The organism is Brevibacillus sp. FW306-2-1A-C05A, from assembly GCF_058781555.1.
The window spans coordinates 1-21,556 of the sequence record NZ_JBYSWV010000041.1 but is presented as its reverse complement, the minus strand read 5'-3'; the positions used below and the strand labels follow the sequence as shown (position 1 = coordinate 21,556).

At 55.4% G+C, this 21,556-nt stretch carries 19 protein-coding genes; 5 read left to right on the top strand and 14 right to left on the bottom strand.

Features of this window, described 5'->3' with window-relative positions; translation table 11 throughout:
- Positions 1–4 precede the first annotated feature (4 nt).
- From AC3WJN_RS20120 to AC3WJN_RS20100, 5 genes are all read left to right on the top strand, one after another.
- On the top strand, positions 5–1,096 hold the full coding sequence (locus tag AC3WJN_RS20120; protein ID WP_007782712.1) for a YheC/YheD family endospore coat-associated protein: 1,092 nt from the start codon (positions 5–7) through the stop codon (positions 1,094–1,096).
- Positions 1,097–1,098: 2 nt separating this feature from the next.
- Entirely contained in the window at positions 1,099–2,475 is a 1,377-nt protein-coding gene (locus tag AC3WJN_RS20115) for a YheC/YheD family endospore coat-associated protein (protein WP_290426406.1), read from the top strand.
- A 43-nt stretch (positions 2,476–2,518) separates the two neighbouring features.
- Complete coding sequence (locus AC3WJN_RS20110; RefSeq protein WP_005831413.1) at positions 2,519–3,829, top strand: YheC/YheD family endospore coat-associated protein; 1,311 nt, start codon at positions 2,519–2,521, stop codon at positions 3,827–3,829.
- A gap of 5 nt (positions 3,830–3,834) precedes the next feature.
- Complete coding sequence (locus AC3WJN_RS20105; RefSeq protein WP_005831415.1) at positions 3,835–4,317, top strand: GNAT family N-acetyltransferase; 483 nt, start codon at positions 3,835–3,837, stop codon at positions 4,315–4,317.
- A 125-nt stretch (positions 4,318–4,442) separates the two neighbouring features.
- On the top strand, positions 4,443–5,321 hold the full coding sequence (locus AC3WJN_RS20100; protein WP_290426407.1) for a hypothetical protein: 879 nt from the start codon (positions 4,443–4,445) through the stop codon (positions 5,319–5,321).
- A gap of 78 nt (positions 5,322–5,399) precedes the next feature.
- Here AC3WJN_RS20100 and AC3WJN_RS20095 read toward each other — a convergent pair whose 3' ends face one another.
- From AC3WJN_RS20095 to AC3WJN_RS20030, 14 genes are all read right to left on the bottom strand, one after another.
- Positions 5,400–5,942 (bottom strand): hypothetical protein, encoded by a 543-nt coding sequence (locus tag AC3WJN_RS20095; protein ID WP_005831419.1) that lies wholly within the window; start codon positions 5,940–5,942, stop codon positions 5,400–5,402.
- Positions 5,943–6,035: 93 nt separating this feature from the next.
- Positions 6,036–7,715, bottom strand: a complete 1,680-nt coding sequence (locus tag AC3WJN_RS20090; protein WP_309479731.1) for a hypothetical protein — start codon at positions 7,713–7,715, stop codon at positions 6,036–6,038.
- 5 nt (positions 7,716–7,720) lie between these two features.
- Entirely contained in the window at positions 7,721–8,641 is a 921-nt protein-coding gene (locus tag AC3WJN_RS20085; protein WP_122952877.1) for a hypothetical protein, read from the bottom strand.
- Entirely contained in the window at positions 8,641–9,663 is a 1,023-nt protein-coding gene (gene glmU, locus AC3WJN_RS20080) for a bifunctional UDP-N-acetylglucosamine diphosphorylase/glucosamine-1-phosphate N-acetyltransferase GlmU (protein ID WP_429775999.1), read from the bottom strand. Before glmU ends, AC3WJN_RS20085 begins: the two co-directional genes overlap by 1 nt.
- Positions 9,660–9,866 (bottom strand): hypothetical protein, encoded by a 207-nt coding sequence (locus tag AC3WJN_RS20075; protein WP_005831426.1) that lies wholly within the window; start codon positions 9,864–9,866, stop codon positions 9,660–9,662. The genes glmU and AC3WJN_RS20075 overlap by 4 nt, the downstream gene beginning before the upstream one ends.
- Positions 9,867–9,922: 56 nt before the next feature.
- Positions 9,923–11,755, bottom strand: coding sequence for a glutamine--fructose-6-phosphate transaminase (isomerizing) (glmS, locus tag AC3WJN_RS20070; protein ID WP_005831428.1), 1,833 nt, complete (start codon positions 11,753–11,755; stop codon positions 9,923–9,925).
- A gap of 54 nt (positions 11,756–11,809) precedes the next feature.
- The gene (locus tag AC3WJN_RS20065; protein WP_005831430.1) at positions 11,810–13,171 is read right to left on the bottom strand and encodes a nucleotide sugar dehydrogenase; all 1,362 of its coding nucleotides are present in this window, start codon (positions 13,169–13,171) and stop codon (positions 11,810–11,812) included.
- A 32-nt stretch (positions 13,172–13,203) separates the two neighbouring features.
- Positions 13,204–13,995 carry a response regulator transcription factor gene (locus AC3WJN_RS20060; protein WP_492329318.1) on the bottom strand — a complete coding sequence of 264 codons (792 nt, stop codon included), beginning with the start codon at positions 13,993–13,995 and terminating at the stop codon, positions 13,204–13,206.
- 2 nt (positions 13,996–13,997) lie between these two features.
- On the bottom strand, positions 13,998–15,434 hold the full coding sequence (locus tag AC3WJN_RS20055) for a glycosyltransferase family 2 protein (protein WP_309479728.1): 1,437 nt from the start codon (positions 15,432–15,434) through the stop codon (positions 13,998–14,000).
- A gap of 16 nt (positions 15,435–15,450) precedes the next feature.
- A complete protein-coding gene (locus tag AC3WJN_RS20050; RefSeq protein WP_005831439.1) occupies positions 15,451–16,638 on the bottom strand; it encodes a HEAT repeat domain-containing protein in 1,188 nt (395 codons plus the stop codon).
- A gap of 25 nt (positions 16,639–16,663) precedes the next feature.
- On the bottom strand, positions 16,664–18,904 hold the full coding sequence (locus AC3WJN_RS20045; RefSeq protein WP_429782838.1) for a hypothetical protein: 2,241 nt from the start codon (positions 18,902–18,904) through the stop codon (positions 16,664–16,666).
- Between the two features lie 754 nt (positions 18,905–19,658).
- The gene (locus tag AC3WJN_RS20040) at positions 19,659–20,216 is read right to left on the bottom strand and encodes a peroxiredoxin (protein ID WP_005831441.1); all 558 of its coding nucleotides are present in this window, start codon (positions 20,214–20,216) and stop codon (positions 19,659–19,661) included.
- A gap of 70 nt (positions 20,217–20,286) precedes the next feature.
- Entirely contained in the window at positions 20,287–20,535 is a 249-nt protein-coding gene (locus tag AC3WJN_RS20035) for a glutaredoxin family protein (protein ID WP_005831442.1), read from the bottom strand.
- Between the two features lie 30 nt (positions 20,536–20,565).
- Positions 20,566–21,489, bottom strand: a complete 924-nt coding sequence (locus tag AC3WJN_RS20030; protein WP_007782751.1) for an NAD(P)/FAD-dependent oxidoreductase — start codon at positions 21,487–21,489, stop codon at positions 20,566–20,568.
- Positions 21,490–21,556 lie beyond the last annotated feature (67 nt).

The following is a 21,556-nucleotide window of genomic DNA, read 5'->3' as shown; positions in this document are numbered from 1 at the left end:
CCACATGAGAGCAGACGCGAGAAGTCTTGGCATCATGACCCGCTGCCAAGGCTCCCACTTTGTAGACAAAGGGTATTACAAAAAGCTGACGCTGTACGGACGCAAGCACGGCATTCGCGTCTTTGTGTTCTCGCCGCGTCAGGTTAACTTTTCCTCGCGAACGGTAAAAGGCTTCGAATACCGCAACGGATCGTGGCAAGCAAATGTTTTCCCGCTCCCGGCCTTGATCTACGATCGGTGTTTCGTAGGCCCAGCTTACCGCCACTATAAACCATTTGTGGAAAAGTTGCAAAACGATCGCAACATTACATTTTTGGGGCGTGGTCTGTCCGGGAAGTGGCAGGTTCACCAAATGCTGTCCAAGTCGCCGCTGCTGTCTTCGTATTTGCCGCCGACCGAAATTTTGTCGTTCGCCACCGTGCAAGACATGCTGCAAAAGCACGGAGCTGTCGTCATCAAGCCCATGGCGGGAACGCATGGAATCGGGGTCGTGCGCATCAAGGAGACAAAGAGCGGCTACGAGGCGACCGGACGGAACCGGGAAAATCGGCCGTTTCGCAGGCAGATCCGGGACACCGCCGGGCTGAAGACTTTTGTCGCCTCGTTTACCTCCGGGCGCAAATTCCTTGTACAGCCCTATCTCAAGCTGCATACCCCGGATGGCACCCCTTTTGACGTCAGGGTGCTCGTACAAAAAAACGGGCAGGGTGAATGGGAGACGACAGGAAAAGCTGTTCGCCTTGGCGACAAGCGAAGCATTACCTCCAACCTGCATGGAGGAGGCAAGGCAGAGCCGCTCTCCGCGTTTCTAGCCCGGCATTTCAAGCCTGCCGTCCACTCGCGGATCGATCAGACGATCAACCAGCTCGCACAGGAATTGCCGCGCTTTTTGGAGGATTGCCACGGCAGGCTTGTCGAGTTGGGGATTGATGTCGGCATCGACACGGCCGGAAATGTCTGGGTCATCGAGGTCAACAGCAGGCCAGGACGGACTGTGTTTCGCTTGATTGACGACCCGGTCGCCAAACGCCACTCCATTACCCAGCCCGTTCGATACGCCCACTATCTCATGAAAGAGCGCGTAGGAGGTTACTAAGCATGGAAACGTTCAGAATGCGGCTTCGCTTCCTTTCCAATCCCCGTGTCAGCGGGATCATCCTGCCGACTAATCTCTTCTCCAAGCTACAGCTACGCCATCGCCAAAAAATTACGGTCATGCTGGGCAAAAAGGAAGTCGTCGCAACCGTACTGCAAGACAAGCGAAATCCTGATTCCAATGTCATCAAAGTGACCACGCTGCTCCAGTCCGAGCTGGGCATCCCGCACGGCGGTTTGATCCAGCTCAAGCAGGAGGATTCAGCGCTTCGAATCGGTCCGGCGATCGGCATCGTCACGACAGGCATTCGCAGGGACCCGCGGCAACCGATTGGCCAGCGCACTTCTTTTTTCTACAAGCTGCTGCAGGCCCAGGAAGGCAAAGGCGTCTTTTACTATATTTTCTCCCCGCACGACGTGGACTGGAGTACCAATACGGTCAACGCCTGGTTTTTGCGCAAGGGCAAGACCGGCGGGTACTACTGGAAAAAAATCGTCACCGCCATGCCGGACGTCGTCTACGACCGGATTCCTTCCCGCTCGGCGGAAAAGCACGAAGCTGTGCGGGAGTTCAAATACAAGCTCGCCAGCTATCCGAACATGCCGATGTTCAACCAAGGCTTTTTCAACAAGTGGGGAGTCCACCAGATTCTCTACCCGAATCCGGAAGTCAACGAGCACATCCCGGAAACGTACACGTCCCCCTCGCTTGCGACTGTGCGGAATTTGCTGAAAAAATACACGATCGTGTATTTGAAGCCGAAAAACGGCAGCCTCGGCTACGGCATCGTGAAAGTCGTCAGACAGTCGGGCGGCGGCTACACAGCCTCGTATCACAACGGCAGCGGCAATGTAAAGCGGCAGTTTTCCAAGCTGTCCAGCCTGTACCAGCACGTGTTCCGCAGCCGGAGAGTCGGCAGCTACCTGGCGCAGCAAGGCATCCCGCTCAAAACCTTCCACGGACGCCCGTTTGACTTCCGCGTTCATCTGCACAAAAACCAGCAAAACGAATGGGTAGTTTCCTGCACGGCTGCCAAGGTAGCCGGCTCCGGCAGCGTGACGACGCACGTGCGCACGGGCGGTACCGTCATTCCCGGAGACGAACTGCTCCACCATCTGTACGGAAAGCAAAAAGCGCTGATGTCCGAGCGAATCAGCGAGGCTTCCATCCGCCTTGCCACGGCGATCGAGCAGGCAAAAGGCATCGACCTTGGCGAATTGGGACTGGATATGGGCATCGACATCCACGGCCATGTCTGGATGTTCGAGGCAAACTCCAAGCCCGGCCGCTCCATCTTCAAGCACGCCCGGCTCAAGCAAGCCGATCAGGAGTCCCGCAAGCTGCTCGTCGACTACAGTTGTTATTTGGCCAATTTCTAGGCGATAGACAAACAGCACCGTTTTTCAGGAAGGAGGAACACCCATGCTTCAGCAGCGCTCCGGGTGGCTGACCATCCTCCCCAGCGGCAAATGGTTCATCCAGCTACCACGGCAAGCTCTAGGCAAGCGGTCGCAAAAGAAACTGTTCGCAAGCCTCGGTCCGTTTTCGCACAACAAAAGGGTGTACACGGGCTTGCCCGCGATGCAGCCAGGGCGGTTTCGAACGCGGATCAACTGGAAAATGATGAACGACTCGCTAAAGCTTGGCCCTCTGATTGGCATTCTGACTGTTGGCGAGGGCGCAGCGTTTTTGGGTAATCGCGAAAACTTCAAGGACATCTCGCAATCTGGCAAGCGTTGGGGGGCGCTCGTGTACGTCTTCACTCCGCAAGGCATCAACTGGGAGAAAAAGAAGGTACGCGGCTATTTGTACAATCACAAGCAAAATCTGTGGCAGGAAGTCGTTCTCCCCTTCCCGCACGTCGTCTATAACCGCATCCCTACCCGAAAGGCAGAGCAGCGTCCCGAAGTCAAAAAAGCTTTGGCCCGCATCCACGAGATGCCGAACGTCACCTTGTTCAATCGCTGTTTTTTCGACAAGCAAGAGCTTTTCTCCATGCTAAAAAAGTACCCCGAGGTGCATGCGTTTCTCCCGGAGACGAAAAAGCTCGATACGCTCGCCCGCTTCAAAGGCTTTTGCACCGAGCATCGCTTCGTCTACCTCAAGCCGGTGCGCGGCAAGGCCGGGGAAGGGATCATGCGGGTCGAATACAAAAACGACGGCTGGCGGCTTCAGCGGCTCAAGGAACAACGGGCCGTCACGCGCCGCTTTTCCAATCTGGAAGATTTGTGGAAGCACGTAAATAGCCACGTCCGGCAGCAGCGGTACATCATGCAGCAAGGCATCCGCAGGGCACGCTTCAACGGCAAGCCTTTTGACGTGCGGGTACTCGTGCAAAAAAACGGCCATGGCGAATGGGGCGTAACCGGCGTCGGAATCAGACGCTCCGGCTCGCAAAGCATCACTACGCACGTCCCGCGCGGCGGCTCCATCCACTCCTTGTCTTCCGTCCTCCAGACTTTGTTCAAGGCTGATCCGGAAAAGATGAAAAAAAAGATTCACCAGACAGCGCTTACGATCGCAAGCACGCTGAACGAGGAGATCAAAGACCTGGCTGAAATGTCGATGGACCTCGGCCTGACAGAAGACGGCAGCCTCTGGTTTTTTGAAGCGAACGCCAAGCCGGAGAAGTTCGATGAGCCTTCGATCAGGCGCTTGTCGCTGTCCAATCTCATCCACTACGCCCAGTACGTATCCAGACTGCAAAGCGGGCGTGAAGCCGCAGCAGGGTAATCGCCATGAAAAAATCGTTGAAATACGTGATCTTACCTCCGCAAGCACTGGCTGAATCTCAGGCGACTCTGGTGAGATTTGCCCGTCAGGAAGGGGATCGGCGCATCACCAAGCACGCAATCGACTGGCTCTCGCGCCTGACCCCCAAGCTGCTTTCCAAAAAGGATTCCAGTGTCGCTCTTGCCATGAACGGGAAACGCGTCGTTGGCTTGTTCGCCGTTTCCCGCTGTGGACTGGGTCAATCCTTCCTGGTTGTAGATAAGCGCTACCGCAATCGGGGAATCGGCAAAGCGCTGACGACGCTCATCTGTCAGCGCTTGCCCAAACTGTACGTGCGCGTAGCTCTCGATAATGAGGCAAGTCTTACCCTTTTTCGCACCATGGGCTTCGAGCCTGTCAAAGCGAGCATCGGGCCAACGGGAAAGCCTACGCTCTGGTTCGCTTTTGGCCACTGGAATCCCACCGATTTGCAGGAACATGCCGGATGATGTCCGGCATGTTTTTTGCCATGCGCTCGTCGATTTCTTCACTAATGCGAATTCTTTTGCTTCATCCGTTCGTGCATGAGGAAACCTTCCTTGGTAAAAATACTCTGCAGGAGGTGGTCTTTCCCATGACCTACACAAACAACAACAATAACAACCAAATGCAATCTCAACAGCAACAACAGTTCCTCGGAGCGATGAGCCCAGCCGGAGCTATGTTCCAGCCAGGCTTCGCCGGAACAAACGTCCAGGAAGTTCAACACTGGAACCATGGCGGACATGCCCAATCTATCGGGACTCCTACATACGGCATGGCTTCTGGTGGCGGAGCGAGCGGTGCTCAATCGATCTTCTCGCCAGGATTTGCGGGTACGAACGCTCAGGAAGTACGTCAGCAAAACCACAGCTACCAGGCTCCGCAGCAGCAAGGCTATGGCCAGCAACAAGCGTATGGCCAACAGCAACAACAGCAAGCGTATGTGCCAAACCAGGCATTCAACGCCATCATGCATCAATCCGGCAACTACGCGCAGACGCAGCCTTCCTACAACCAAGGCTACGGAGCCGGAGCAGGCTCGATCTTCTCGCCTGGCTTCGCTGGCACGAACGCTCAGGAAGTGCGTCAGCAAAACCAACAAGGCTACACAGGCTATCAAGGGTTTGCAGGCCAACAGCAGCCGTACACCGCTCAAGTCGCTTATCCTCCAGCGCTGACTGGCAGCATCTTCTCCCCTGGCTTTGCCCATACAAACGTCCAGGAAGTGCGCCAGCAAAACCATGGCGGCGGCTATGCTGCTTCGCTTCCGCAAGGCGGCTTCGGCATGCAAGCTCAGTACGGCCAGCAGCAACAACAGCAAGCTCAGCAATACCAGCAACCGCTCGGCTCGGGAGCGCACTCGATCTTTTCTCCCGGCTTTGCTGGCACTAACGTTCAGGAAGTACGCCAACTGAACACGCCAGGCCAGGCAGCTCCACACACTGGCTCCATCTTCCCAGGCAGCTTCTAAAAAGTCGCCGGGCAAAGGCTTTGCCATGCCTTCTGGCTTGGCTTCAGCACCAAAAAAAGCGTGACCATCTGCGGACGGTCACGCTTTTTCATTTGGGGACAGCCTGCGCTGTTCCTCTATCGCGGCGTACAAGGCATGCAACTCGACCAAGCTCGACTCGTCCACGGTAAACGTGAAACCGTCGAATAGGTAGGCATCCTGTTCGATCCCCGGGCAAGACCAGCCGGAGCCAAGAGCGGTGAACTGGGCAGCTACACACGCCTCGGTCTGCTCTAACTGTTCGCGCACGGCTACATGCCGTTCCAGCGCGGCCCGGAACTTTTCCATCACGAGCGCCAGCCGCTCATCCTGCCGGGCCAGCCGATAGAGAGCCAGCTCGATCTGCAGCCAGCACGTCACGTAAAAATGAAACTCCAAAAACAACGTAGTCAGCGCCGCTCGCAGCGGACGGTCATCCCCGCTCGTCTGCATCTGCTCCCAGCAGGCGTGCGCCTCCCGCTTTTTTTCCTGGATTAAGTCGTAGTGACTGACAGCACCGCGGTAAAACTTGCGGACCACATTGTACAGCATCTCGGGTGTCCGAGACGGAAGACCTCTGTGTCTGTTGGGCACATCACGCATGTATCGTTCCCTCTTTTCAAACGACCTTCGTCTTCCTATTGTACAACATTCGCGTTCCGGCGGTGTGCTTCCTTGCTTTCAGGCTGCCGTCCCTTATTCCTTGCCGTTTTTCCAGTAATCGTAGGCGTGAATGGCATGCCCCATGAACGAAGAGTACGGATCCAGCGCTTTTGTCACCTGTTCCAACTGCCGATGCATCTCGCTCATTCCTTCCTCGTAGAACGAAATGCCGTTCCCTTCGTGACTCTCCTTTGTCTCGACTGCGACGACGATCTTTTTTCCGATGCTCTGCGCGTATTTCACCTGATTTTCTACCAAGCCGACGATGCGATCCGCCCGATCGCGAAAAGCCATTAAAGTCGTATGGTCCAACTGCTCGATCATCCAATGGGAAAACGGCGTGTCCGGCTGTCCCGGCACAGACGTATTGTCCAGCCAGGCGGCAAGATCGACGCTCGCTTCCAGTTGGCCGTCCTGCTTCGTCTCCGCGACAAACGCCTGAATGTTTGCCATCCACTGGCGCAATACGTTGTCTTTATCCTCTCGCCAGACAGGCATCACATACGGCTCGATATCGAGATGGATGCCCTGAAATTGCTCACCTGACTGTACCGACTGGTTGTACGCTTTCACCCAGTTGACGAGCTTCATGATTTTCCCTCTGCTCTCTGCCAGTGCCCAGACCGGATGGCCGCCCATGGCGTGCACCTCGATGCCTGCCGCTCGGGCCTCCCGCACGAAATCGCGGTAGTAGGAGTGGGGTTGCTCCAAATCCAGGCGAACGTAGAGCAGATTGACGCCGTTTTGTTCGGCAAAGGCGAGGATTTCCTCTTTTTCAGTGCCGATCAGCTCAGCGCGCCAAATATAGGTGCCTTTGTAGCGCTCTTTTGTGACCGGAGCCACCGGGAGAGCCTCCTTCCAATAGCGGTAGTCGTGGATCGCGATACCGGAGTAGGACGGATGGTCGCCCAATTTTTCGGGCAAAAGCGCGAGCTGTCGATTCATCTCCTCTACGCCTTCCTCGGCAAAAGAAGCGTGGTCGTCGCCGAGCTTTTTCATGTTGACGGCAATCATCACCCGCGTGCCCAGCTTGTCCGCTTCTTTCAGTTCATCCTCCACCAGTGCCAGAATGCCGTTTTTCCCGGACAGCGTATCGCGGTAGGCCATGATGCACACCGTGTCAAACTGCTCGATCATCCATTGCGACACCGATACAGACTGCTCGCCCGGAACGGGAATATCGTCGAGCCAAAAGGCGAGCGCCACGCTTGCCACAAGCTCGGGCTGTTTTTTCACTTCGCTCGTAAACGCCTGCACATTGGCTTGCCACTCCCGGATGATCCGCTCGCGATCCGTCTCCCAGAACGGCAGCAAGTACGGCTCGATGTCCAGTTGAATGCCGCGGATGCGCTCGTCTTCCGCCGCTTCGAGGTTGTAGTTTTTCACCCATTTGACGATATTCATCATCCGCTTTTCGTTGCTTTTAAGCGCCCAGGCAGGGTGTCCGGCCACGGCGTGCACCTCCACGCCCATCGCATTCGCTTCGCGGATAAAGGCGCGGTAGTAGTCAAACGGCTTGTTCATTTCGATCCGCAAGTAAATCAGGTTGATCTCGTTGCTTTTGCAAAATTCCAGAATTTCCCGTTTTTCGTCTCCGATGATTTCGGATTGCCAAATCCACGTGGCTTTACTCTTTTTTTCCGCCGGGGAAAAGCCGAACAGAAAGCCGAGCGTCAGGCAGAGAACACTAAGGTAGATAGGCGCGGCTTTCATCTGTGCTAGCTACTCCTCTCATTGGCTTCTATGCTTCGTTTCCAGCTTTCGTAGTCGTGAATGGCGCTGCCTGCGAACGCCGGGTTGCCGGACAGCTCCTGCTGCAAAATCGCCAGTTGGCTTTTCATCTCCGCCGGACCGTCGTCGTAGAAGCTCACATGCGAGCCTTCCGCCGATTCCATAATGTTGACCCCGACGATCACCGAGCCTTTTTTCCGCGAGTTGGCGTCGGCTACGATCTTTTTCACAATCTCGACAATGCCGTTGTCTCCCTGGGCGCGGTTGCGGTACGCCATCAGCGTGATGCTGTCGAGGCGCTGCACCATCCAGTTGCTGACTTTTTCCGAGCTTCCCGGGACGGAAACGGAGTCGATCCAGAACGGCAGGTCTGCGCCCACCGCCAGATCGGTGTCCTTCTTCGTCTCGGCCACGAGGTACGCGACATTTTTCAGCCATTGGCGCACGACATCCTGCTGCGACTCCTTCCAGGCGGGCAGCAAGTACGGCTCGATATCGACGTGGATGCCACTAAAGCGCTCGTCCGCCCTGGCGCTCCTGTTGTACGCTTTCACCCAGGAGATCAGTTCGTCGATGCTTTGGCGGTTTTTGGTCAGCGCCCAGTTGGGATCGCCGCCCAGCGCCTCCACCTGAATGCTGGCCTGCCCCGCTTTGCGGATGAACGTCCGGTATGCCTCAGGCGAAACGGCGGTCGGCTCTACATGGAGATAGATCAGGTTGATGTCGTTTTCCTCGGCAAACGCGATCATTTCGTCCGTCTGCGTCTCGATTTGTTTGGCGTCCCAAATCCAGGTGGCTGTCGTCAGGGCAGCGCGAGAGTGGTTGGAGAGCACGAGCATGAGGATGGAAGCGGCCGCAAAAATCGCCATCCCGGCCCATAGCGGCCCGTATTTTCGCAGCGCCCGCATCAATTCAGGCCGTGATCCTGCCCGTTTGTCGTCGCTGCCACCTCAACTGCCGCCCTGTCTGTGTACGCGCTCCCGTCAAATGAGGAAAACGGCGGAACCCGCGTGTAATCCTCGACGACCATATCCTTGACGTGGGCGTGCGGCCCAACCTGGCAGCCTTCCCCGATCTGCGTTGTGCCAAGCAAAAACGTTCCGGGGTACAGCACCGTATCGCGCCCGATCGTCACGGCCGAGTCGATGTACGTAGCGGCCGGGTCGATCATGGTCACGCCGCTCTTCATGTGGCGCTCGTTGATCCGCTTGCGCATGAGCCGTTCCAGGTGGGCGAGCTGCACGCGGTCGTTTACGCCGGAGCCTTCCTCCGGATCTTCGGTAACGTGTGCGGCCACCAGTTCCCCCTGCTCCTGCAAAAGCGCCAGGACGTCTGGCAAGTAATACTCGCCCTGCGCGTTCTGATTGGAGACGTTCGGGAGGGTCGCAAAAAGCTTTCGATTATCGAAGCAAAAGATGCCCGTGCTGATTTCGTTCACCTTTTTTTGCCCGAGGGTCGCGTCCTTTTCCTCGACGATTTTGCGGACATCGCCGTTCTCGTCGCGAATGATTCTTCCGTAGCCGGTCGGGTCTTCCACGATGGAAGTCAAAACCGTCGCTGCCGCCTGCTTCGACTGATGGTAGTCGAGCAGACGCCGCAGCGTTTCGCTTTGCACGAGCGGCGTATCGCCATTGAGCACGATCGTCACGCCGTTTTGCTCGGCGAGGATGTCTTTGCTCATCCATACGGCGTGCGCCGTGCCGAGCTGCTCCTTCTGCTGCGCGTATTGCACGCGGCTTCCGAACTGCTTTTTCACGGCTTCGGCCCCGTGACCGACAACGACAACCAAGGTATGTAGTGACAAAGGCTCCAGTGCCCCGACGACATGCTCGATCATCGGCTTTCCGCACAGCGGATGCATGACTTTGTACAAGGCAGAGTTCATTCTGGTTCCTTTTCCTGCTGCGAGCACTACTGCGTGTATGTTCATCCTGTCGCCTCCACTCTGGCCAGCCGGTTAGATGCATGCTGGCCTTGCTGGATTTGCTGTTCGAAGTACGGCTTCAATTCATCAGTCAACGTGTGGATCATCATGTTCAAATCTACGTCTTTCCTCTGCACGCCTAGCTGATAGGCCTGGAGCATGATCTCCAGCAAAATCTCCTGGTTCAACTCCCGCTTCGAGGTGCTCATTTACCCGTTCCTCCTCGCAAGTCCATATGGTGGTTCATAACGATAGACGGATTCGCTTACTCAACTGTTACACTTTTTGCCAAATTGCGTGGACGATCTACGTCGTTGCCCAGCACGACAGAAGTGTAGTAGGCGATGAGCTGCAGCGGAATGACGGCGAGCACCGGGGTAAACAGCGCATCTGTCTTCGGAATCAGGCAGACGTCATCCACCGAGCGATGCAGATCGACATGATCCTCGTGCGTGATGCCGAGTACGTTGGCACCGCGCGCCTTCACTTCGGTAATATTGCTAATCATTTTCTCGTGCAAAGCGTCCTGCGTGGACAGGGCAACGACCCGCGTGCCTTCCTCGATCAGCGCCAAGGTGCCGTGCTTCAGCTCCCCTGCGGCATACGCCTCCGAATGGATATAGGAGATTTCCTTGAGCTTGAGCGAGCCTTCCATGGATACGGCATGGTCAATCCCCCGGCCGATGAAAAACAGATGGCGCTCGTCCTTGATCGCTTCAGCAAACTGGCGAAGCTGCTGGGCATGCGCGAGAATGTCCTCTACCTGTCCAGGCAATTGTTGCAAGCTCTGAATCAGCGAAGCGATCTCGGCTGGTGCAAGCGCCGCTTTTTCCTGCGCCAAGTACATTCCCCACAAATAGAAGGCGATGAGCTGGGAGGTGTACGCTTTCGTAGAAGCGACGGCGATCTCCGGTCCGGCATTGGTCGTGATGACTTCATCTGCCTCGCGGGCAATCGAGCTGCCGACTACGTTGGTAATAGCGAGCACGACAGAGCCGTTGCGCTTCGCTTCCCGCATCGCCGCCAGCGTATCTGCTGTCTCACCGGACTGGCTGACAGCAATCGTCAACGTGTTTGGCCCGAACAGCGGGCGGCGGTAACGAAACTCGGAGGCCACGTCGACCTCGACCGGGATGCGCGCAAGACTCTCGATCACATGCTTGCCGATCAGACCTGCATGGTAAGCTGTGCCGCATGCGACAATGTAAATTTTCTCGATGCTGCGAATCGTTTCGGCTGGCAGTTGCAGATCAGGGAAAACAACCTTCTGTCCGGCTTCGTCGATACGGCCTGTCATCGTGTTGCGCAAGGCGCGCGGCTGCTCGTGGATTTCTTTTTCCATATAATGCGCGTAGCCGTCTTTTTCCGCTTGCTCCTTGTTCCAGTCAATCCGGACGAGATCGCGCTCTATCGGCTCGTCTGTCGCCAGGCTCATGACCTGCACCGAATCTCTGGTCAAGACGGCCAGATCGCCGTCTTCCAAAACGTACACGTCGCGCGTATGCTCCAGGATGGCGGGAATATCGGAGCCGATGAAGTTCTCGTTTTCGCCTACCCCGATAATCAGCGGACTTGCCATACGGACTGCGATCAGCTTGTCCGGCTCATACTCCGACATGACGCCAAGGGCAAACGCCCCGCGGATTTTGCCTGCCACCTTGCGCACCGCAGCGAGCAGGTCGCCGTCGTATTCGCGGGACAAAAGGTGGACGATCACCTCCGTATCGGTCTCCGAGCTGAACGCGACGCCTTGCTCGATCAGCTCCTGCTTGATTTCCAGGTAGTTTTCGATAATGCCGTTGTGCACGATGGAAAATTTTTGCGTCTGGTCCACGTGAGGGTGAGAGTTCTCATCCGATGGCCGCCCGTGCGTCGCCCAGCGCGTGTGGCCGATGCCGATGGAGCCGGAAAGCCCGGACTTTTCCGTCTTCTCCACGAGGACGTCGATTCTGCCTTTTGCCTTGCGTACGGCGATCGACTTGCCGTCGCAGACCGCGATGCCAGCCGAGTCGTAGCCTCTGTATTCCAGCTTGCGAAGTCCGTTAATCAAAATGGGTTGTGCTTGTCTGTACCCGATGTATCCCATAATTCCGCACATGTTTGTCCTTCCTCCTTCGGTCGTGCTTGTTTGTGTGTGGCGCTCGCCCGCCTGTTAGGCGAGCAAGCTCACGACTTCCTTTTCTTCCTGGATCGCAACGGATGTGCCGATGCGGTAGACGTTCGGGTTGGTGATGCCGTCGAAAGCGTTGCGCGTATCAATAATCGCGACGCCCAAGTCAGCCAGCTCCTGGTAGTGGAAGCACTTGTGGTTGGTGATGAGCACCATGCAATCGTACGTCTTGAACAACTCGTAGTCGTTTTCAATCGAGGACACGACCTGTCCCTTTTTATTCACGAAGCTTTGCGCATACGGGTCGTAGTAGTCGACCTGCGCCCCGCTCTTTTTGAACAGCTCGTAAATTTCCAGTCCGGGAGATTCGCGCAAGTCGTCGACGTCCGGCTTGTAGGCCATGCCCAAAATGAGAATGCGCGAGCTGTTGATCGCTTTCGCGTAAATATTGAGCACCTGTGCTGTCTTGTTCAGCACGTAATCTGGCATGTTGTCATTGATAGATTGGGCAATCTCGATGAACTGGCTATGGAAACGGTAGCCTTTCGCTTTCCACGACAAATACATCGGATCGAGCGGTATGCAATGCCCACCGATCCCGGGTCCCGGATAAAACGGCATGAACCCGAACGGCTTGGTCGATGCGGCCTTGATTACCTCCCAAACGTTGATGCCCATTCTGTCGCACATCATCGCCATTTCGTTCATGAACGCGATGTTGACGCTGCGGAACGTATTTTCCAAAAGCTTGGACATCTCCGCCACTTTTGGCGAGGAAACCGGAACGACTGTTTTGACCAGGTTGCCATAGAGAAGTGTCCCAAGCTCGATGCAACGCTCCGTCGTGCCGCCGATGATTTTCGGCGTATTGTACGTGTTGAACTTGCGGTTGCCCGGATCGACCCGCTCAGGCGAGTAGCAGAGGAAAAAGTCGACGCCTGTGACGTAGCCGAGCTTTTCCAGCTCGCGCCCGATCAGCTCTTCGGTCGTTCCCGGATAGGTCGTGCTCTCCAGTGTGATGAGCAGTCCTTTGCGCATGTATTGCTTGATTTGCTCTACCACATTCGTGATGTAGGACGTGTCCGGGTCCTGGTTCGGGCTGAGCGGTGTCGGAACGCAAATGCTGATCGCATCCAGTTCCTCGATCGCGCGATAGTCCGTCGTCGGGAAAAAGCGCCCCGTCGCCAGGCATTCCTGCAAGGTTTCGTTGGAGACGTCCTGCACGTACGACTCTCCTTTTTTCAAGCTCTCAATCTTTCCGGCGTGCAGGTCGATCCCGACGACGGTGTACCCGCTCTTCACCGTCTCTACCGCGAGCGGCAGCCCGACATACCCAAGCCCAATCACCCCGATTTTCGCTGTCTTTTGCCCAAGCAGTTGCTGGAGTTCCTCGTATCTTGTCATCCTCGTTTCTCTCCCTTTCTCTTTATGAATTTCTATGAAATCAAGCGTTTGACTCTGGCTTCCAGCTCGACTGGCGAAAATGGCTTCGTGATGTAATCGGAGGCGCCCAGGGCAAACGATTTTTGCACATCTTCCTCCAGGCGTTTGTCTGTCAGCACCATGATTTTGCTCATCGCTTCCTGGCCGAGATGCCTGATTTTCTCCATCAGTTGATAGCCGCTGACGACAGGCAGGTTCAGGTCTGTAATCACCAGGTCGTAGGCGGCTTCGCGGAATTTTTCCATACCGTCCATCCCATCGTGAGCGACGGTTACCTGGTAGCCTTTGCGCTGTAGATAGATGCGCAAAAACTCGTTGACCGTCTCATCCTGATTGACGAGCAAAATGCTTGCCGGCTCCTGCTCGCGGTTCGCCGCGTGCTGTTCGTAAACCTTGATGCTTCCCAGCTCGCTTGCGTCCTTCATCTCCTGAATCATTCGCATCAGCATTTGCGCCGAGGAACGAGAGCTTTCCGGAAAGCTGGCGATCAACAACCCGCCTGTCAAAAGCTTGCGGCCGAGCAAATAGTCTTTGACTTGCAGCGCGTAAAAATGGGTGTCTGCGAGCTTTTTTTGTTCCAGCAAAATGCCGAGTATATTTTTGCTTTTGTCATGCGCAAAATGCATGGTCATGGTGTCTGCCAGTTGCGCTTCCATATCCCTTTTGACCAATTCCAGCGACTCTGCGGAAAAGTTTTTGCAAGATGCCAGGATAACCCCGCACGCCATGCGGTTCTCTTCCATCTTGCTTAACCACTCATAGAAAGCAGGTACGAGATTACTCATCATCAAGCCTCCAAACTGGAAATATTTTTGTTGTTTTTGGACTGCCAGCTCGTCCGGGTCATCGTTCCCCACGAGTTGTTGTTGCGCAAATATTCAATATGTCCGAGGAATCTCCAGATGACGCCGATTTGCCGATAGCCAAAAAACATCAGGATTGTATAGAAAAGCATTTTGACGATGTCCCGGAAGCGCGGGTATCGCCGAAACGCGATTTCCTCCAGCAAGATCGAGCCGATCCCCAACAGTACGCCATACAGCACGTTGAGCAGACCGTAGATCAAAAGAACGTGGCTGTTCGTCATGTCCAGCATCGTATAACCGATGAGCGCGAGCAGACCCGTGATGCGGAAATACGGATTCAATGTTTCAAACAAAATGTTGAAGGGCAAAGTCAGCATCCCGAACAGCTTGTATTTCGGGCGAAAGACCATGTGCTTGCCGTATTCGATCATGTTTTTCAGGTTGCCGCGTCCCCATCTGCGGCGCTGGCTGCCGAGAATCTTCCATGTGTCAGGCGCTTGCGTCCAGCAGACGGCATCCGGGCAAAACGCCACCCGGTACGGCAAGTTATTTTCCAGCATGTATTTGTGCAGTTTGATAATGATGTTCATGTCCTCGCCGGGATACCCCTCGCGATAGCCGCCGACCTTGACGACGTAGTCTTTGCGGAACACGCCGAACGCACCCGAGACGATAATCAAGCCGTTGATCGCGCTCCAGCCGATCCGCCCTCCGAGAAACGCCTTCAAGTATTCGACCGATTGCATCATCGGCAAAAACTTGTCTGGCAAACGAATGTCTTTGACGACGCCGTTTTCGATCTTGCAGCCGTTGGCGATCCGGATGTCGCCGCCGATCGCCACGGTTTCCTCGGGATTTTCCATGTACACCTTGGCGATGCGGATGAGCGCGTCTTTTTCCAGCAAGGAATCGGCGTCTATGGAAGCGAACAGCGGGTAATGCGACAGGTTGATGCCCGCGTTCAGCGAATCGGCTTTTCCTCCGTTTTCTTTGTCGATCAAATACAGATTGGGGAACGCCGGATTGTGATAGATTCCCCGTACTCGCGAGGTTTGCAGCAGCGGCTGGACAGGCATGTGCTGGGAGATTTTCAGCGAAAACTCCTCGATGAGCACCTGCAACGTATCGTCCTTCGATCCGTCATTGACGACGATCACTTCGTAGCGCGGGTAGTTTAAGGCGAGCAGTGACCGGACGTTTTCGATGATCGTCAGCTCTTCGTTGTACGCCGGGACCAGAATCGAGATCGGCGGTACATGCTCCGAGCCGGACAATGCCTGGAACCGCGAGTAAATGGAGTTTTTCAGAATCCCCATGATGCTCTTGAACGAAAACATCATGATGATGAAGTACAAGGAATTGATCGCGATGACGTAGTACATCGCAAACATTCCGTAATAGAGCAGAAACTCTCTCATGCTGGCCTCCTTTCTTCTAGCCTTCCATCACCTGAACCGTAGAGATCGTTTTTTTGTACGACTTGCGGTACAGATGCAGCTTTTCGTTGTACGCCAGTTGCTGTTCTGTGCTGCTTTCTTGCTCCAGACGAAGCTTTTCTTTTTCCAGCTCCTCCAAAATAATTTGGTGCGCCATGTCGACTTTGTGGCCGAAGCGCTCTTCCCGCAAAATCTCGCACAGCGCCGCAAAGCCTTCTGTGTGCATCTGTGCCAGACTGCGCGCACTGTGATGGCGCACCCACCAGTTGCTGTCCCCGACCGCTTTTTTCAGCGCGGGAATGTAGGCGGCCAGTTGCAAGGCCCCGATTGCTTTGGCGATCAGTGCGCGTATTTCCCAGTCTTTGTGGTTCAGGAAATCTTTGACCGTCTGTTCGCTTAAATACCTGACGTCGCGGCACATGAGCTTCACGGCCTTGATGCGCACTTCTTTGTCCGGCGACATGACCAGCTTGGGCAAAGCCGGCTCCAGGCCAGTCTGCGCGTGCACTGAGAAGCCGATCAGTCCGATTTTGACCAGCTCCGGGTCTTTGTCGCGGATAAACTCGGTAAACAGCGAATCGGTATCCAGTTGGGAGTCGCTAATCATGTCGACGATGAGCTGGTGGACGTTTTTCTTCGCCCGGACGACGAACTCTGCCATCTGCCGCAGATCACCGTTGTCTCGGGCGCATTTGGCAATCGCCCGGGCAACGATGAACAGGCTCGGATCATTGGCGCTACTCTTTTGCAAAAGAGCGAGCAAATCCGGTGCGGCCTGCCGGGAGCGCATGACTCCCAGGTTGTAGGCGGCGTCGACTCGCGTCCATTTCCAGCCGCTTTTCAGCCGTTCGAGATCGAGGGCGACCAGCCCCATATCTTCGCACAGCCGGATCAGCTTTTCCCGGTGGACGCCAGTAAAGCGCTCCAACAGCTCAAACAGCTTTTTCTGGATCAGTTGCTTTTCTTTTTGCGTCGGGTCGCCATAAGGCACTTTCAGGCGTTCTTCCTCTTCGCTATAGGCCTGCAAGTAGACGAAGTAGTCGCGGTATTTTTCCTGGCAGCGCCGCGCCTGTTTTTCCGCCGATATATTCCGCAGCTTCAGTGCGAACAACGCAAGCAAGCCCAGTACGGTCAACCCGCATAGTGCGTACACGAAGACAATTGCCATCGCCAATGGTGTTTGCACGTTTGCCACTCTCCTATCCAACCTTTTACGGTTGCGCTTTGTCTTTGTCTGCCACAGGGGCAACTATCTCTTTGAATGCTTGCTGGATGATGGCATAGCTCTGTTTCTTCCGCTCGTGATAGCCGACCTGCTCCCAGGCTGGCCACGAATAGAGCGGAAGCTGTGTCACCGGATAAGGAGAAGGCCATTCAGTTTTGCCGACGATGCTTTTCGTCGCGCGGTCTGCGAGAACCGGCAGCAGGCGAATCCCTTTTGTCGTGTTCGTCGCAAAGTTCTTGCCTTCATCCTGGTAGCTCATCACCGTAAGCGAGCTCGGGTCGGTAAAGCCAAGCAGCATCCACGGCACTCTCAGCTCGACCACATCGCCTTTTGCCTGCCAGGCTGTGCGCGAGTCGTACTGCGGGTCTGCAGCATCCGTCGTTCCTCTTGGCAGCCTGCCAACCACGACCTCTTCCAGCGGGTAGTATTTTTTGCTGTCCGGCGGCTCCATTTCCAATCCAACCGCAAGCTTCCACGGCTTGAAAATGCCGGAGTCGTCCTGCTGCTCCTCTGCTTTCACTTCAAGCATCCCGTACCGTTTGCCGTAGAGGCGCGTGTGAAAATCGTAGTTGGCCGCAATCTGGATTTGGCTTTCCTCCGGTTTTCCCAGCTCGATCAGCGTCTCCAGCCCTTCGTCGAGCGTAAGGCCGGGCAACTGTGCCGCGTGTTTGTTGCCGCCCGGAGTCGTGTCCACGCCCAGGTAGAGCTTTTCTTTTTCCGGGTCAAACGCATGCGCAAGCTTGGCGAGCACGTACACGTAACCTTCGTCGTGCGTCATCCAGATTTCGTCGATGCCGGGGACGCGGATGTCGAGGCGCTGTTTTTCCTCCGGCTTGAGCTGATCCCAGTCGGCGCGGTTGCCGTCGATCGCGAGCACGCCTTCTTTGTTCGGGTACATCCCCAGTACGCCAAACAGCGACTCGTTCGTCAGCACGTTGATCCAGAAGGAGCGGCGGTCTTCGGGAAGCTCGAAGCGCATCGTGTTCCACGTTTTTTTAAACCATTCGTCCTGCCAGACGAACAGGATGCCGCCCGCGTAGCCCTCCTGGTGAATCTCGCGCAACAGCGCTGCGTCGATCTCTCCCTGCTGCCGCTCGGAATGCCCGCCCTGATTGCGTCCGAGATTGCCGAAGTGGGCGACTCCGATGGATGCCGGAACGCCAAACTCCGTCACCATGATCGGCATGTTTTTGTGATGCTCCTTCAAAAGCCGCAAGTACGCTTTGTACGAATCGACCTGCCCGTCGTCATTTTTCACCTGCTGCAAGGCCGGATCGTAGCGGAACAAATCCGGGTAGTACGGATACACGTGATAGGAAGCGAAGTAGCCTGCCTCCCAGTTTTTCGGCTGGATATGGGTCGGATCGACACTGACGAGATCCTCGTGATACAGCGGTTCGCCCGGATGGGAGAGCGGATCGGTAGTCACCCAGTTGGTGAACGTCATCGGGTGCTGCCAGCCGTACTTGCTCTCTTCCGTTGCAACAGTGTCGACCATTTCCGCGAGCCACGTCTCAAAGGCGGTCGCCTCTGCCGTCGCCTGGAAATGCTTGCCCTGATACGGCGGCAGCTTTTGGTGCAGGCGGTTGGTGTTTTGCACCATCACAGGGTCCCACTCGGTGCCTGTATGCCAGCCGATCAAGTACTTGCCCGCATTGGCGCGGTATGTACCGCTCGCTTTTCCTGATTTTTCAGGCAAAGTGACTTCCCCGTACACAGCGCCGACTGCGTCTTTGATCTCTGCCCGAAACTGTTCGCGAATCTCGGGCAAGTACGCGTCTTTCTTTTCGATCAAAAGTTCCTCCGGGCTCCAGATGCCTTGCATCAAGTAGAGCGGATCTCCTTCTTTATGGCGGTTGTATTCCACAAGCGCCTCGTAAAAGACAGGAGGATGAATGGTATATACGCGGATGACGTTCGCTCCCATCTCGTCGATCATGGCGAACCAGCGCAAGTAATCGTCTTTGGTAATAGGCAGCTCGCCAGGAAAATGACCCGGCAGCGACGCGCCCAGATTGACGCCTTTGACAAAGAACGGCTGCCATTTCTCATCGCGGAACACTTCGATCTGCTCGCCTGACGTCCGAAATTTCATCTGAACGCCAGCCGTCGTCTCCATGCTCTCGACCCGGTCCGCGTCCCAAAACCACCAGATGGCGCTTGCCCCTGCCAGCATCAAGGCAGTGAGGCTCGCCCAACGCCAGTGTCTATTCTTTTTTGGTTCCAATTCCCGTCAACCTCCGATATGTTACCGCGAGCTTTCTTTTCAACGGAAACGGCCAAGGCCGTTTTGTCGACCGCAGGCGGTCACATCTCCTTTTATGCTCCTTTTATGAAAAGCGCCGAGGTGTTTTCGCACGTCGAGACGTTTCTCACAGATTCAGAAAAACGATGCCGACGCGCGGCTTCTACGTCAGCGGGCGGTTACCGGCTTTCTCTCGCCCAAACGTCACTGTCATTGTAAACATAGGGGGCAAACCGTTCCCATAGACGAAATTCACTAATGTCTGTTTTACGGTTTTGTCATGAAACTGTAATGGAGAGGCAGATTCGCCCCCATCGTCCTACATATTTCGGTGCGAAGTCCTGCAACCCGCCCCTCCACCCGGCCCATCATTTTTTGACAATTAGGTACATGTGCTTGAAGCTTTCATTTTGCGAATGCCCTGAAAAATGGTAGGTTGCTACTATTTGGAAATCGCACAAAATTGCCAATATCGTTTTTTCTTTACACAAAAAATACAGGAAATTGGATGGAAAAGCGTTTTCGGGACGGAGAATGGCCCGGATGCTGCGTGAAGCGGGACTGTGGCTCTATCACGAGTATCCGGGTTTTTTAAAAGGAAAAGCGCCTCGGTCGGACTCAAGGCGCGGGGCTCCGATTTTTTTACCATAAACAAAAAAGACAATCCCCCGCCTCCATGAGACGGCGGGATTGCCTTTTCCCCTCTTGCTCGTTGATGAAATTGTGTTCAATGAGATTACAAAGTTTTCATTCCTGGCTTCCAGTTTGCAGGGCACAGGCCGCCTGCCTGGAGAGCTTGCAGGACGCGGAGTGTTTCGTCTACGCTGCGGCCCACGTTCATGTCTGTTACGACCTGGTAGCGCAGGATGCCGTCCGGGTCGATGATGAACAGGCCGCGATGGGCTGCGCCGGTTACTTCGTCGAGGACGCCGTAAGCGCGGGCGGTTTCTTTTGTGAAGTCGCTTGCCAGCGGGAAGTTGACTTCGCCAATGCCGTTCTGGTCGCGCGGCGTTTTGATCCAGGCGCGGTGTGTGTGCACGCTGTCGGTGGACACGCCCAGCACTTCGCAATCGAGATCTTCAAATTCGTCCATGTTGTCGCTGAAGGAAGTCACTTCCGTCGGGCACACGAAGGTGAAGTCGAACGGCCAGAAGAACAGGATCAGCCATTTGCCTTTGTAGTCAGCGAGCGTCACGCGCTCGTTCAACGTCTCCATGTTTTTGGTTGTGAGCATGTTGAAGTCCGGTGCCGGTTTTCCTACTTGAAGCTGTACAGTTTGTTGTTGGGTGGTCATACGTAATCGCTCCTTTTGCGGTGTCTTGGATTTGGTCAGTGACAAAACGGGCTGCTGCCGAGGCGACAGGTTACTGTGCCGTTTCTTCCAGGGAAGCCAGTACTTTTTTGATGCGGTTCGGGTTGAAGCCCAAAATTTTCTTTTCGCCGATGACGGTCAACGGTACCGACATCACGCCGAGGCGGCTCAGCTCTTGCGCAAATTCTTCCTTTTCGTCGATGTTGCGCTCTTCAAAAGAAATGTTTTGTTCCGTCAAATACGTTTTCAGTTGCTTGCAGAAGCCGCAGTTTGTGCTGGAATAAACGATTGCTTGTACCATGTATCCATCTCTCCTTTTATGTTGGGGGAATTATTTGTATTGGGGAACCACTTTGGAACGTTTGTGAATGTACTTGTCCACGGCCATCGCCGCAATCGCACCGTCTGCCGCTGCCACGACGGCTTGCTTGACCGGGGTTTTGCGCACCTCTCCGGCTCCGAACACGCCTGGAACAGAAGACTGCATGTATTCGTCGAGGATCATGAAGCCCTCGTCATCGAGCGGAACCTGGCCGTCGAGAAAATCCGTCCCCGGCTTGCTGCCGGACAGGAAGACGAACACGCCGTCTACGGAAAGCACTTCCTCGTCGCCTGCCGCATTGCGGATGCGCAAACCTTCTACTGTATTCGTGCCGACGATCTCCAGTGGGCGGGTGCGGTACAGGATGTCTGTTTTCGGCAGCTCCGGCACCTCCTCCACGCCTTGCAGATCGGCGCGCGGCACCAAAAACGTAATTTTGCCCGCAAACTTGGTCAGCGCATGGGCTTCCTCCAGCGCTTCCTCCGTATCGCCAATCACGGCGACATGCTTGCCTTCATAAAACGCTCCGTCGCACGTCGCACATGTGCTGACGCCGCGTCCGAGCAGAGCTTCCTCTCCTGGCAGCATGCGGTTGCGCCCTTTTGAGCCAGTCGCCACGATGACCGCTTTTGCTTCAAACGTGCCGTGCGCGGTAAAAATGCTTTTGACTTCGTCCTCGACATCGACGGCTGAAATCGTCGTCTGGATAAACTCGGCACCGAAGCTCTCCGCCTGCCTGCGCATTTTGTCGAGCAGTTCTTTTCCCGTCAGTTCGCCTTCCACGCCAGGGTAGTTGGCGATTTTATGTGTCAGGGCAAGCGCACCTGAGCCTGGCGCCTTATCGATCACCAGCGTTTTCAGATTCCCCCTGGCTGTATATATCGCAGCGGATGTACCAGCCGGGCCGCCGCCGATTATGATTACATCGTACATGAATGGCTCCCCCTTTCTTTCTCTCAATTTATAATTATTATTAACTAGGAACAGTTCTCATTTTACT